The organism is Pseudomonas sp. SK2 (assembly GCF_016772395.1).
In the GTDB taxonomy this organism is placed as follows: domain Bacteria; phylum Pseudomonadota; class Gammaproteobacteria; order Pseudomonadales; family Pseudomonadaceae; genus Aquipseudomonas; species Aquipseudomonas taiwanensis.
This window is the reverse complement of sequence record NZ_CP061944.1, coordinates 3,244,660-3,257,648: the sequence shown is the minus strand read 5'-3', so window position 1 is coordinate 3,257,648 and position 12,989 is coordinate 3,244,660. Positions and strand designations below refer to the sequence as shown.

Below are 12,989 nucleotides of genomic sequence, written 5' to 3'. Positions count from 1 at the left end.
ACCCAAGAACCCAGCCTGATGAAGACGCCAAAACGAATCGAACCACTGATCGAAGACGGACTGGTCGACGAAGTACTGCGGCCATTGATGAGCGGCAAGGAAGCAGCCGTCTATGTGGTGCGCTGCGCAGGGCAGATCCGCTGCGCCAAGGTCTACAAAGAGGCCAACAAGCGCAGTTTCCGCCAGGCCGCCGAGTATCAGGAGGGCCGCAAGGTCCGCAACAGTCGCCAGGCCCGGGCCATGGCCAAGGGCTCGAAGTATGGCCGCAAGGAAGCCGAGGACGCGTGGCAGAATGCCGAGGTGACCGCGTTGTTCCGTCTGGCCAATGCCGGTGTGCGGGTGCCTAAGCCCTACGACTTTCAGGATGGTGTGTTGCTGATGGAGCTGGTGACCGACGCCGACGGTGACGCTGCACCACGTCTGAACGATGTTCACCTGGAGCCGGAAGAAGCCCGCGAGCACCATGCCTTCGTCATCCGCCAGATCGTCCTGATGCTCTGTGCCGGCATGGTGCATGGCGACTTGTCGGAATTCAACGTGCTGCTCGGGCCGCAAGGCCCGGTGATCATCGACCTGCCGCAAGCGGTGGACGCCGCCGCCAACAACCACGCCTTCAGCATGCTGCAGCGTGATGTGGCGAACATGGCCAGCTATTTCGGGCACTTCGCACCAGAGCTCAAGCGCACCCGTTACGCAGAGGAAATGTGGGCCCTGTACGAGGCCGGGGAATTGCGCCCCGACAGCCCGTTGACCGGGCAGTTCGAGGACGATGAGTACGACGCCGACGTCCAGGGCGTGCTGCGCGAGATCGATGCCGCACGGCTCGACGATGCCCGTCGCCGAGCGGCTCGTGCCGAGGCGGAGCACGGGCCGCTCAACGCGGTGGAACCGACGCCACCCTGGATGCAGTAGGGTTATCATCGCCGACGTGGGCGACCCGCGAGGCGGACATTGGCGTCACGTCGAGGGACTGCGGTCAGAAACGGTAGTCCAGCGTGGCGAAGTACGACCTGGGTGTGCCCATCAGCCATTGTTCGCCACTGTAGGCCGAGGACACGTAGTCACGGTCGAACAGGTTGTTCAGTTGCAAGCCCAGGCGTACGTCCGGCACCACCTGCCAGCCCAGGTTGGCGTCGACCACGGTGTAGCCGGGTACTTGAAGGCTATTGGCACTGTCGGCGTAGCGCTGGTCGACGTAGCGCAAGCCCAGCCCAGCTTCCACGGCCTGCCCGAAGCCTTTGCTCACCCATAGGTTGGCGGTGCGTCGCGGCACGTTGGCCGGGCGGTTGCCGGCGCGGTCCTGGGTTACGCCACCGACCACTTCATCGAAGTCGTCGTACGTGGCGCGAACCACGGCGGCGTTGGCCGAGACCTGCCACTGGTGGGGCAAGGCCAGTTCGAGGCTGGCCTCCAGCCCGTCAGAGGTCTGCTGGCCGGCTTGTTGTTTGTCGTGGCTGACAGGGTCGTCCACCAGCAGCTTTTTCTTGACGATGTGGTAAGCCGCCAGGGTCCACTCGCCGCGCCCCTCCCAGAAACGTTGCTTGAGGCCCAGTTCGGTCTGTTTCGACTCGGTCAGGTCATAGTGCATCTGGCCGGGGCTGAGGCTGATCAAATCGTTCACCCCGTCCTCGCTGGTGGCGTACTGACCGTACAGGGACAGGTCATCGTTCACTGCGAACACCAGCCCGGCGCGCCAGTTGCCGCCTTGCAGGCTGTGGTCGCTGCGGGTGCCGTCGACCAGGTTGTCGCGGTCGATATGGTTCTGGTCGCGGCGCACGCCGGTCACCAGCGAGAGGCGCTCGGTGACCCGAAGGCGGTTTTCCGCGAACAGGGCGAAGGTGTGGGTGGTGGACAGCGTCTGCGGGCGCAGCGGCGAGTTGCTGTGGAACGTCGCCGCAGTTGGGTGCCATGGGTCGACGTAGTCGCCACCGACATCGTCGTAGGGTGAGTTGCTGTCGACGTTGAAGCGAATCTTGTTGTACTCGGCGCCGACCAGGGTGGTGCTGGCCAAGCCGAACAGGCGGTGGTCGAGCGTGAAGGTCTGGCGGTCGCCGATCTGCTCCTGATTATGCTTGATCTGCAGGTAGCTCTGGCGCAGCAGTTGGTCACGGTCGGCATCCCAGCTGTAGGCCTCGGCATTGCGCCAATGGCGGCGGCTCTTGATGTAGTAGAGCTGGTTGCTGGCACTGAGGTGGTCGCTGAGGGTCCAGTCGGTGGTGAAACGAGTCCACGCATCACGGTAGCGCTGCACGTCATCGTCGATGTTGTAGTTCTTCTTGCGCAGGCTGGAGCGGTAGTGGCCGTCGATCAAGGGTGTGCCGAAGTCGTTGGCCGGCTCGGCATCGCCGCGCTCGTGGGCCAGGGTGAAGCTGAGGTCGTCGTTGGCGTCGAAGCGCAACGCGGCGCCCAGGGCCAGGCTGCGCGAGTCGGTGCGGTCGACCCAGCCGTTGCTTGCCTGGCGGTTGAGGGTCACCCGGTAGCTGAGGCGCTCGCTGATGCTGCCGCCGCTGTCCAGGCCCAGTTGCTGACGGTCCCAGGCGCCATAGCCCAGGCGCAGATGGTTCTGCACCTGGCCGCTGAATGGCTTTTTGGGGATCACGTTGACCACCGCGCCGGTTGCGCCCTCGCCATACAGCACCGAGGCCGGGCCACGGATCACGTCGATACGCTCGACCAGCCACGGGTCTACCGGAAAAGTCTGGGTGCCCGCGCCCGTGTACAGGCGTGTGCCATCGAACAGGGTCATCACCGATCCATGCCCGGTAAAGCCCCTGGCCGAGAGACCGGTGCCGCCATCGCCTGGGGTACCGATGAAGGAGATGCCGGGCGAGCGGCTGACTGCATCCTGAACGGTGAGGTTGTTGCGCTGCTGGATCTGTTGTGCGCTGATGCTGCTGGTGCTGGCCGGGGTTTCCAGGGCGCTGAGGTTAAGGCGCGAGCCAGCCTGGGTCGGGGTGGCGAGGTCCACGGCGGCGTCATCGTGGGTGCCGGTGATGGCCGTGGAGGGCAGGGCCAGGGCACTTCGTTCGTCGGCCAGGGCAGGAAAAGTCACGGCCAGGCAGGCCGCCAGTGTGTGAAGCTTGTAAATACGGGACATGTCGTTCCACGGCTGTAGGAATGAATGGATCCCGGTGGAAAACACGCAAAGGTGAGCCACGCACGCAGGCGCGCACGCGCAAACCGGCCTGCGCCCGCCCACCGCGGGTTGCCAAGTGAAGCTCCAGGCCGGTCTCCGGGCTTGCGAGGGTCGTGAAGCCTTCACCTTCCCATGCGTTTGCACAGTGGTATTTCGAAGGGTTCGCTCGCTTACCGTTGCGGGGGCAGCGCCGGACTTGTCGTGTAGCTCGACTCACCGGCTTCCCGTTTCACCCTGCGCGCGGCGGCGCAGGGCACCTGAAACTGGCGCGCATCTGACCATCGAAACGGCTCTGCGTCAATGGATTGCGCGGTATTGCCGATGGCGCTATCGACCCCGGCGGCGTGATACGCGGGCTTCGATGTTCTTGCGCCCGATCAGCAGCGGCGGTTTCTCCACCACCGGTTCGTCGGCCAGCCATTTGTACATCACCAGGCAATCCACCAGCCCAAGACGGGCATGGCGGTAGGCCTTGGGCAGGCGACCGACCGTTTCGAAACCCAGTTTCCGCCACAGCGCCACGGCCACTTCGTTGCTGGCCACCACCGAGTTGAACTGCAGGGCCAGGAAGCCCTCCTGGCGTGCCAGCTTTTGCGAGTGCTCGCACATCATCCGCGCCACGCCGCGCCCGCGGGCGGCTTCGCAAACCATATAGCCGCAGTTGCCCACATGGGCGCCGGGACCTGCCGCGTTGGCCTTGAGGTAATACGAACCGAGCACCTCGCCGTTCGCTTCGGCAACCAGGGTATGCAGGGGCAGTTCCAGCCACAGTTGCCGGGCGTGTTCGAAAGTGAGGGCAGGGTCGTAGGCGTAGGTTTCGCGGGCCTGGATGACGGCCTGGAAGGTTGGCCAGAAGCGCTCGAAGTCTTCGGGCGTCATGGGGCGGATGTGGATCATGCGGGTTCCTGCAAGGGCTGAGGTGCCCAGTCTGAGTAACGCGGCGCCGTCGCGCAAGGGCGGCGCCGCCAGGCCTCAGCTGTCGGCCTTGCCAACGGCATCCAGTGCCCGGGCCGAGTAGACCAGCGCGGCACCCGCATTCATGGCGACGGCCACGCCCAGGGCTTCGGCGATTTCTTCGCGGGTGGCGCCGTGCTTGACGGCTTGCTGCGAGTGCACGGCGATGCAGCCGTCGCAGCGGGTGGTGACCGCCACGGCCAGGGAGATCAACTCGCGAGTCTTGGCGTCCAGGTGGTTGGTCTTGGCACCCGCACCGCTGGCCGTCATGTAGCCGGCCACGGTGTCGGGGGAGAGTTGCTTGAGATCGCCGATGCCGGCCATCAACTGCTTACGGTAGGCGTCCCAGTCCATCATGCTCATCGTCTTCACCTTGTTGGGGTTTGGGCAGGAGCTTTCAGGGTAGTCCAAGCCTTCAGATATAGATGAACACCAGCAGCAGTGCCGCGACCACGGCCCACTTTTCCAGGTAGTAGCGGGTACGGTTACGCTTCTTCAGCGCCTTGCCGCGCTCACGGATCCGGTAGATGCGGGTGAACAGACGGTTGATGCCGCCGGTCTTGTCGTTGGCGGTGTTCGGCGCGGCGGCGGCGGCCATGACATTGCGGCTGAACCAGCGGTTGAAGGCGGTCGCCCAGCGGTACTTGAGCGGACGCTCGACGTCGCAGAACAGGATGATGCGGTTGTGATCGGTGGTATTGGCGGCGTAGTGGATGTACGTTTCGTCGAACACCACCGCTTCGCCATCGCGCCAGGAATACTTTTCGCCATCCACATCGATGTAGCAGCCGTCGTCGTTCGGTGTATCCAGGCCCAGATGGTAGCGGTAGGAGCCGGCGTAGGGGTCGCGGTGGCGCACCAGTTTCGCACCCGGCGGTAGGGTGGCGAACATCGCCGCCTTGACCGTGCCGATGCCTTGGAGCAACTCGGTGGTGCGTGGGCACAGGCTCATGGCCGAGGGGTGGCTTTCGCCGTACCACTTCAGGTAGAAGCGCTTCCAGCCGGTCTTGAAGAACGAGTTGAAGCCAACGTCGTCGTAATTCTCGGATTTCTTGATGGCACCGGCATGCAGCAGTTGCTGGGCCTCTTCACGGATTTCCTGCCAGTGGTCCTTGAGCGGTTGCAGTTCCGGGAACGCCTCGACCGGCAGGTAGGGCTTGGCTGGATGCTTGGAGAACAGGTAGAGGAAGCTATTGATCGGGGCGAGGAAACTGGAGTGGTCGCCCAGCTGACGGGTCAGCTTGTGGCGTACCCGACCGCGCAGGTGAACATAGGCGATCGAGAAGACGAAAAGGAGTACGAGTGCAATTTTCATGGACGTTTACTTGTCGAAGAAATGGCCATGCGACATGGCATTAGCACGCCAGCATAAACAATCATGTAGGGACTTTGTACTTATTGTTACGTGAAATCAGGACGACTTAGGTGTAATGGCCCATGCTTTGCGCAAACGTTTCAAGTGGATTCAGCCCTATGGAGATCCCATGCCCCAGGATGTTCGCCCAAGTGGCGCCCCGTTCAAGCGACTGTTCTTCGCACTACCGGTAAAAGGCAGCCAGCGCAGTGACATTGCCCAATGGCGGCGCGGTCTGAACCTGCGCAGTGGCAAGCCGGTGCCCAGCGAGAACTTCCACCTGACCTTGTTGTTTCTTGGCGATGTGGACGCCGCACAGGTGCCTGCCATTTGCGCCGTGGTAGACAATCTGGCGCGGCCCGAGGCGCCGCTGCGGTTGCTGCTTGACCGGTTGCAGGTCTGGAACCGCGCCAATGCACTGGTGTTGGAGCCTCAGGAAACGCCTGCGGGGATGCGTCAGCTGGTGTATGGCCTGCAGCAGGCCCTGCTGCCCCTGGGGTTCCAGGAGCAGGCACGCGAGTACCGGCCGCACCTTACCTTGTCCCGGGATTTTCGCGGGCAGCTGCCTGAAGCGACGGTGGCCCCGGAGTTCTTTGTCGCGGCCCGGCATTTCACCTTGTACGAGTCACGCAAGGGGCGCTACTGGCCGCTGGCCGAGTGGCCGTTGTTGTAGAGCCCGGTGGGCGCGGCCTGGCGTCGCGAAATGGCTGCCTCAGAAATGACGCACTAAACGGGGTATGACAGGAGGCGGCCACTTTCGTCCCCTGGACTGCGGGCAAACTGGCGTTTGTACTCGCGGCTGAACTGCGAGGTGCTCTGGTACCCCACCCGGTGCGCTGTCTGCGCCACTCCAAGGCCTTCGCCGATCAGCATTTGCTGGGCTTTGAGCAGCCGCAGACGCTTGAGGTACTGCATCGGTGCCATGTCGGTGCAACGCTTGAAATGCTCATGAAAAGTCGAAACGCTCATGTTGGCGCACGCCGCCAGGTCTTCGACGCTCAGTGGCTCGGTGTAGTGCTCGCGCAAGTGGGCCAGGGCCGCGCCGATGCGGGCGAAGTGACCTTGCTGTTCGACCAGTGCCCTCAGGACATTGGCCTGGGGGCCGCGCAGGGCGGTGTAGAGCACTTCGCGTACCCGTGCCGGGCCAAGAACCTTGGCGTCCAGCGGGTTTTGCAGGCACTGCAGCAGGCGTTCGACGCTGTCGCGCATCGGCGCATCCAAAGCCGCCGACGTCATCGACTGCGGAGTTTGCGCCTGCACTGTGGCGTCGGGGGGCAGGTCCATGCTTTGCACCAGCTCACCGAGCACCGCGCGGTCGATGTCCACGGCTACGCCAAGCAGAGGCGCATCGGGAGTGGCAAAGGTTTCGCACATAAAGGGCACCGATAGCGCCTGCACCAGGTAATGGCCGGCGCCATACTCCAGCGTGCGTGGCCCAAGGCGAGCAAGCTTGCTGCCCTGGGCCAGGATCATCAGGCTCGGCTCGTAGATCTGCGGGCTGCTGGCCACGTAGTGGTCCCAGCTCAGGACGTTCACCTGGGGCAGGGCGGTGGGTACGAAACCGGGGCGTGTGGTCAGTCTGCGGATCAGGGCGCAGAGGGTGGCATTGGCGTCGACGTGGCGGGTCAGTTGCATGAGGAACCAGGGCAGAGAATCAGACAGTCGCATCATCGCAGATTGACGGTCTAGCGCCAGAGCTTGGCTGTTAGTTCCGTAGAATCAGGCATGGATGCCGGAGAATCGGTTGTGGGCTCAGCGATTCGAGGCGCGCAGAATGCGTCGCCTGAATCGTTTCACTTCCCATGAGGTACCGTATGTACACCGCTATCGGTTACGCCGCCCAGACGTCCACCAGCCCCCTCGCGCCGATGACCTTCCAACGTCGCAGCCCACGCCCGGACGATGTCGCTATCGAGATTCTCTACTGTGGCGTGTGCCACTCGGACATCCACCAGGCCCGCAACGAATGGGGCATCGCAGTCTATCCACTGATGCCGGGCCACGAAATCATCGGCCGGGTGACCGCCGTGGGGGCGAATGTTACCCGGTACAAGGCGGGCGATCTGGTCGGCGTCGGCTGCATGGTCGATTCCTGCCGTCACTGCGAAGCCTGTGCCAAGGACCTGGAGCAGTACTGCCTGGAAGGCCCGACCATGACCTACGCCACCCCCGACCGGGTGGACGGCAGCAATACCATGGGCGGCTACTCCAACAGCATCGTGGTCGACGAGCATTTCGTCGTGCGTATTCCCGAGGGCATGGACCTGGCCAGTGCCGCGCCGATTCTGTGTGCGGGTATCACCACTTACTCGCCACTCAAGCACCACGGCGTCGGCCCAGGCCACAAGATCGGCATTCTCGGCATGGGCGGCCTGGGCCACATGGGCATCAAGCTGGCCAAGGCGCTGGGTGCCGAAGTGACGCTGTTCACCCGCTCCCAGGCCAAGGCCGAGGAGGCGCGCCGCCAAGGCGCCGACCGTGTGATCGTGTCCACCGATGCCGAGCAGATGCGTGCTGCCGCCGGGCGCTTCGATTTCCTGCTCGACACCATCCCGGTGCCGCACGACCTGAACCCGTACCTGGAAACCCTCAGGTTCGACGGCGTGCACATCCTGGTCGGTCTGATCGAACCGGTAGACCCGGCGCTGCATGCGGCCAACCTGGTATTGAAGCGTCGGGTGCTGGCTGGCTCGTTGATCGGCGGTATAGCCCAGACCCAGGAAGTGCTGGACTTCTGCGCCGAGCACGATATCCGCTGCGACATCGAGCTGCTGGATATTCGTCACATCAACCAGGCTTACGAGCGGATGATCGCCGGTGATGTGAAATACCGGTTCGTCATCGACATGGCGACGCTGCAGGGTTGATCGAACCCCAGGTCGGCGCGATGAATCTGGGACGCCTGTGGTTGTGAGGGGCTGGGCTGACGCGTACCATGCCCGGCATTCCTTCCAATAACAGACCGTACGTCAGCACCGTGCCCGCGTGTGCCAGGCGCGCCGACTGTTGCCTCGTTTCCGGAGTAACGATATCCACCCATGAACGGACCCATTCCTACCCACCTACCCACCACTACGGGTAATGGCAGCTGGTTGAGCGTCATTGCCCTAGCATTGGCGGCCTTCATCTTCAACACCACCGAATTCGTCCCGGTGGCATTGCTCAGCGACATCGGTCGCAGCTTCGAGATGACCACCGCGCAAGTCGGGCTGATGTTGACCATCTACGCCTGGGTGGTGGCGCTGGCGTCGTTGCCGATGATGCTGATGACCCGCAACATCGAGCGCAGGCGTCTGCTGCTGATGGTGTTTGCGGTGTTCATCGTCAGCCACCTGTTGTCGTGGCTGGCGCAGAGTTTCGCCATGTTGCTGGTCAGCCGGATCGGTATCGCCTTGGCCCATGCCGTGTTCTGGGCCATCACCGCATCGCTGGCGGTGCGTGTGGCGCCACCGGGGCAGCAGGCCAAGGCCTTGGGGCTTTTGGCCACCGGTACCACACTGGCGATGGTGCTGGGCATTCCGCTGGGCCGCGTGGTGGGTGAGGCGCTGGGCTGGCGCACCACTTTTCTCAGCATCGCCGGGGTGGCGCTGGCGACCATGCTATGCCTGATGAAGTCGTTGCCGCTGTTGCCCAGCCAGAACTCCGGCTCGCTGCGCAGCCTACCGATTCTGTTCAAGCGTCCAGCGCTGGTCATCACCTACCTGTTGGTGACCTTGGTGATTACCGCGCAGTTCACCGCCTACAGCTACATCGAGCCGTTCGCCCTGCATGTGGCGCAGATCGGCGGCGAACGTACCACCTTGGTACTGCTGCTGTTCGGTGGCGCTGGCGTGTTCGGTTCGCTGCTGTTCAGCCGTTACAGCGACCGCTTCCCCCATGGCTTCCTGATTGGCTCGATCAGCCTGCTGGCTGCTTGCCTGCTGTTGTTGCTGCCACTGTCGGGCAACTTCTATGGGTTCGCGGCGTTGAGCATGTTCTGGGGCGTGGCGATCCTGAGTTTCAGTCTGGCGCTGCAATCTAAGACCCTGAAGTTGGCCTCCGACGCCACCGACGTGGCCATGGCGTTGTTCTCTGGCATCTACAACATCGGCATTGGTGGTGGGGCGCTGCTGGGCAGCATCGTCAGCAGCCAGATGGGCGTGGCGGACATCGGCCTGGTGGGCGGTAGCGTAGCCGTGGCGGGGTTGCTGCTGGCGCTGGCCAGCACCCGGCGCTTCCGGGAAGCGCTGGGGGCCTGAGCACTCCTGTAAAGGCATCACCGCATCGGTTGAAGCCGGCTTGCCGGCTATGAGGGCGTAAGTCTCAACCCAGGACAGCCAACCCTGCCGACACCAGCAACAACCCGGCAAGTCCCCGGTTGAACCCACGCAGCCGCTGCGGCGAATGCAACCAGCGGGCGCTCCCCACGCCCAGCATCGCCCAGACGGTCATGCACGGCAGGGCAACCAGCAGGAACACCAGCGCCAACTGCCACACTGGCAGTGACGGCCCGGCGAACACGCCGATCACCGCCACCGCCATCATCCACACCTTTGGGTTGACCAGTTGCAACGACGCAGCGCTGAAGGCGCTGAAGGGCTTGCCAGTGAGACTGTGCAGCGGTTCGTCAGCGCTGCGCAGCATCTGCCACGCCAGCCAGCTCAACCAGATCACTCCAGCCCAGCTCATCAACTGCTGGGCGAGGGGGTGGCGAGTCAGCCAATCACCCAAACCCAGGCCGACCATCAGCACCACCCCTGCGGCCGCGCCACACCCCGCCACGATCGGCGCCACGCTGGCTCGCAGGCCCAGGCGGGCACTGTGGGCAAGGATCAGCAGGTTGGTCGGTCCTGGGCTGATGCTGGCGACCAGGGCAAAGAGGATGAAAGGCAACAGGGACGACGACATGACGAGTACTCCAATGAATCGGAGCACCATCCTCGCTGTCAGCGGTGCTTCAGTCTGGAAGCTTTGAGCAACGTCGACGGTAGTCGGCCGGGGTCAGTCGATATGCGCGGCGGAACCAGCGGCCGAGATGGCTCTGGTCGGCGAAACCCAAGGTCGAGGCCACTTCGGCTGGCGTCTGGCCTTTGGCAAGCAGGCGCCGGGCACGGGCCACCCTCAGCTGGATCAGGTAGGCGTGCGGCGCCAGGCCGAATGCAGCCTTGAAGGCGCGGGTCAGGCGGAAGCGGTCGACAGCACAGACATGGGCCAGGTCGTCCAGGCCGATGTCCTGGTCAAGATGGGCATGCAGATAGTCGCGGGCCACCTGGGCGACCAGGGGCAGGCGCGGGTCGGGGTTGATCCGTTTGCGCCAGTGCAGGTGCCGGGTAAGGCAACTGAGCAGGTCATCCGTAGCGGTCTGGCGGACCATGCGCAATTCTTCGCCGTGCAATGCCTGGAAGGCGCGGAACGTGGCTAGGGACAGGTGCTCGTCGCGCCAAAGCGTGCCTTTGAAGCTGGGCAGGCTGCCGGCCGGGGCCTGTCCGAACAGCGCGCGCATTTCGGCTTCCAGCCAGTTCGGGTCCAGGTACAAGGTCGAGTAGGTAAAGCCGTCATCGGTGGGCGCGTGGCCGTCGTGCAATTCACCGGGTTCGAGCAAGAACACCTGCCCAGGCGTGCTGTTGTGTTCCTCGCGGCGGCAGTTGAATTGTTGCACACCCTGCTCGGTCACCCCGACTAGGTACGTGTCGTGCCAGTGTGGGTCGTAGGCGTGACCGGTGAAGTGCGCACGCACCGACTCGATGCCGGTGTCGGCGTCCTGCTTGAGGTCGATCCAATTGCTCATGGCCGGGTGCTGCTGTGGAAATAGGCTTGCCACTGTAACTCGCAGGTCCTGCCCCGGCTTAGAACATTTGTGCAGAAAGTCAGGTCATCGCGGGTCCAGCGCCGCGAACCGGTCACGCAACCACACATGCAGGCGAGAAACCGCAGGCGACAGCTGTTTGCGGTGCGGGCATACCAGGGTCACCGGCGTCGGTTCACCAGGGTGGTCGGGCAACAGGACCTCCAGCTCGCCGGCGGCCACATTGGCACGCACATCCAGCCACGATTTATAGGCAATGCCTTCGCCCATCAGCGCCCAGCGCCTGACCAGGTCGGCGTCGTCGCTGAACAGCGAACCCTTGACCTGTACTGTGCGATCTCCCAGGCGCCACTTGTCATAGACCCGGCCTTGTTGTGGGTACAGGAGGCACGCATGGTGATGCAGCGCCTCGGGTGTGGTCGGCCGTCCATGGTGGGCCAGATAGGCCGGCGAGGCGACCACGACACGGCGATTGGCAGGCGCCAGAGGCAAGGCGATGTAGTTGGCATCGTCGTTGGTCCCATAGCGGATGGCCACGTCGACCGGGTCGCGGTAGAAGTCGGCGAGTTGATCGGAAAGGAGGATGCGCAAGTTAAGGTCGGGGTGTTCGCGGCGAAACTCCGTGAGCCATGGCAACAACATGTTGCGGCCCAGGTCCGACGGCGCCGATACCTGTAGCACACCGCGCAGGCTACTGTGGGCGCCGTGCAGGTTGTCCCGCCCTTGGCGCAGGCTTTCCAGGACGGTATGCGCGGTGGGCAGGTACAGCTCACCCTCGGCGGTCAGCCGCAGGCTGCGGGTGGTGCGGGCGAACAGACGTACGTCCAGTTCGCGCTCCAGGCGCTTGATGGCGGCGGCCACCTGCCCGGGCAGCACTTCGGCCTCCTGGGCGGCAGCGGTGAAGCTGCCCAAGGCGCTACTGCGAACGAACAATTCCAGATCAGCGATACGCAGCATTTTCACTCCAAAGATGAAAGTGTTGCTGCATTGTGCCTGTTTTTCTTTTTCTACGGACAGATAAGATGCGTGGCAAACCCGTGCCACCACCAGGAGTCGATTCATGGATACCGTTGCGCTCGCCAAACGCCGTTACACCACCAAAGCCTACGATGCCTCGCGCAAGATCCCACAGCCCACCATCGACGCGCTGCTTGAGCAATTGCGTCACAGCCCGTCGTCGGTGAACTCGCAACCCTGGCATTTCATCGTTGCCGACAGCGCCGAAGGCAAGGCGCGTTTGGCCAAGAGCACGGTGGGAGGGTTTGCGTACAACACACCAAAGATCCTCGATGCGTCCCATGTCATCGTTTTCTGCACCCGCACCGAGATGACCGAAGCGCACCTCGATGCCGTGCTCGATCAGGAAGCGGCCAATGGTCGATTCCGTGACGAGCAGGCCCGCGCCGCGCAGAACCAGAGCCGCCGCCACTATGTGAATCTGCACCGATACGATCAGAAAGACCTGCAGCACTGGATGGAAAAGCAGACCTACCTGGCCCTGGGTACCGCGCTGCTCGGTGCCGCCGCACATGGCCTGGACGCCACGCCGATCGAGGGTTTCGACAGCAAGGTCATGGACGCCGAGCTGGGCCTGCGTGAGCGCGGTTTCACCAGCGTGGTGGTGCTGAGCCTGGGCTATCGCAGCGACGCAGACTTCAATGCGGGGTTGAACAAGTCGCGTCTGCCAGCCTCGACCGTCTTTACCTTCCTCTGAGCGGCAGCCTGAGCGCTGAAAGCCGGCCCCATCAGAGGTGCCGGCG

13 protein-coding genes and 1 riboswitch are annotated in these 12,989 nt (G+C 63.6%); of the genes, 5 read left to right on the top strand and 8 right to left on the bottom strand.

Annotated elements, in window-relative coordinates; translation table 11 throughout:
• The first annotated feature begins 18 nt into the window (after positions 1–18).
• Complete coding sequence (locus IF103_RS14575; protein WP_023381120.1) at positions 19–912, top strand: PA4780 family RIO1-like protein kinase; 894 nt, start codon at positions 19–21, stop codon at positions 910–912.
• Between the two features lie 64 nt (positions 913–976).
• Here the strand turns inward: IF103_RS14575 and IF103_RS14570 are convergent, their stop codons facing one another.
• The 4 genes from IF103_RS14570 to lpxO all read right to left on the bottom strand — a co-directional run bounded on the left by IF103_RS14570 (position 977) and on the right by lpxO (position 5,405).
• The gene (locus IF103_RS14570; RefSeq protein WP_023381119.1) at positions 977–3,097 is read right to left on the bottom strand and encodes a TonB-dependent receptor; all 2,121 of its coding nucleotides are present in this window, start codon (positions 3,095–3,097) and stop codon (positions 977–979) included.
• Positions 3,098–3,206: 109 nt separating this feature from the next.
• Positions 3,207–3,412, bottom strand: a riboswitch (cobalamin riboswitch).
• A gap of 51 nt (positions 3,413–3,463) precedes the next feature.
• A complete protein-coding gene (locus tag IF103_RS14565) occupies positions 3,464–4,033 on the bottom strand; it encodes a GNAT family N-acetyltransferase (RefSeq protein ID WP_023381118.1) in 570 nt (189 codons plus the stop codon).
• A gap of 75 nt (positions 4,034–4,108) precedes the next feature.
• Positions 4,109–4,453, bottom strand: coding sequence for a carboxymuconolactone decarboxylase family protein (locus IF103_RS14560; protein ID WP_027907085.1), 345 nt, complete (start codon positions 4,451–4,453; stop codon positions 4,109–4,111).
• Positions 4,454–4,505: 52 nt separating this feature from the next.
• Positions 4,506–5,405 carry a lipid A hydroxylase LpxO gene (lpxO, locus tag IF103_RS14555; protein ID WP_023381116.1) on the bottom strand — a complete coding sequence of 300 codons (900 nt, stop codon included), beginning with the start codon at positions 5,403–5,405 and terminating at the stop codon, positions 4,506–4,508.
• 169 nt (positions 5,406–5,574) lie between these two features.
• Between lpxO and thpR the strand changes: the two genes are divergently transcribed.
• A complete protein-coding gene (thpR, locus tag IF103_RS14550; RefSeq protein ID WP_104882354.1) occupies positions 5,575–6,117 on the top strand; it encodes an RNA 2',3'-cyclic phosphodiesterase in 543 nt (180 codons plus the stop codon).
• Between the two features lie 53 nt (positions 6,118–6,170).
• Here thpR and IF103_RS14545 read toward each other — a convergent pair whose 3' ends face one another.
• Positions 6,171–7,079: an AraC family transcriptional regulator gene (locus tag IF103_RS14545; protein ID WP_104881588.1), complete on the bottom strand. Its 909-nt coding sequence runs from the start codon at positions 7,077–7,079 to the stop codon at positions 6,171–6,173.
• 179 nt (positions 7,080–7,258) lie between these two features.
• On the opposite strand from IF103_RS14545, the gene calA reads away from it, so the two are divergent.
• Together calA and IF103_RS14535 are read left to right on the top strand one after the other, a co-directional pair.
• Positions 7,259–8,311 carry a vanillin reductase gene (gene calA / locus IF103_RS14540; protein ID WP_202675435.1) on the top strand — a complete coding sequence of 351 codons (1,053 nt, stop codon included), beginning with the start codon at positions 7,259–7,261 and terminating at the stop codon, positions 8,309–8,311.
• A 171-nt stretch (positions 8,312–8,482) separates the two neighbouring features.
• Complete coding sequence (locus IF103_RS14535) at positions 8,483–9,682, top strand: sugar transporter (RefSeq protein ID WP_027907083.1); 1,200 nt, start codon at positions 8,483–8,485, stop codon at positions 9,680–9,682.
• 64 nt (positions 9,683–9,746) lie between these two features.
• Here the strand turns inward: IF103_RS14535 and IF103_RS14530 are convergent, their stop codons facing one another.
• The 3 genes from IF103_RS14530 to IF103_RS14520 form a co-directional block, all read right to left on the bottom strand.
• Complete coding sequence (locus tag IF103_RS14530; protein WP_202675434.1) at positions 9,747–10,331, bottom strand: LysE family translocator; 585 nt, start codon at positions 10,329–10,331, stop codon at positions 9,747–9,749.
• A gap of 49 nt (positions 10,332–10,380) precedes the next feature.
• Entirely contained in the window at positions 10,381–11,211 is an 831-nt protein-coding gene (locus IF103_RS14525) for an AraC family transcriptional regulator (RefSeq protein ID WP_202675433.1), read from the bottom strand.
• A gap of 84 nt (positions 11,212–11,295) precedes the next feature.
• Complete coding sequence (locus IF103_RS14520) at positions 11,296–12,186, bottom strand: LysR family transcriptional regulator (protein ID WP_023381109.1); 891 nt, start codon at positions 12,184–12,186, stop codon at positions 11,296–11,298.
• Positions 12,187–12,289: 103 nt separating this feature from the next.
• Between IF103_RS14520 and nfsB the strand changes: the two genes are divergently transcribed.
• Positions 12,290–12,943, top strand: coding sequence for an oxygen-insensitive NAD(P)H nitroreductase (gene nfsB, locus IF103_RS14515; RefSeq protein ID WP_202675432.1), 654 nt, complete (start codon positions 12,290–12,292; stop codon positions 12,941–12,943).
• The last annotated feature ends 46 nt before the right edge of the window (positions 12,944–12,989 follow it).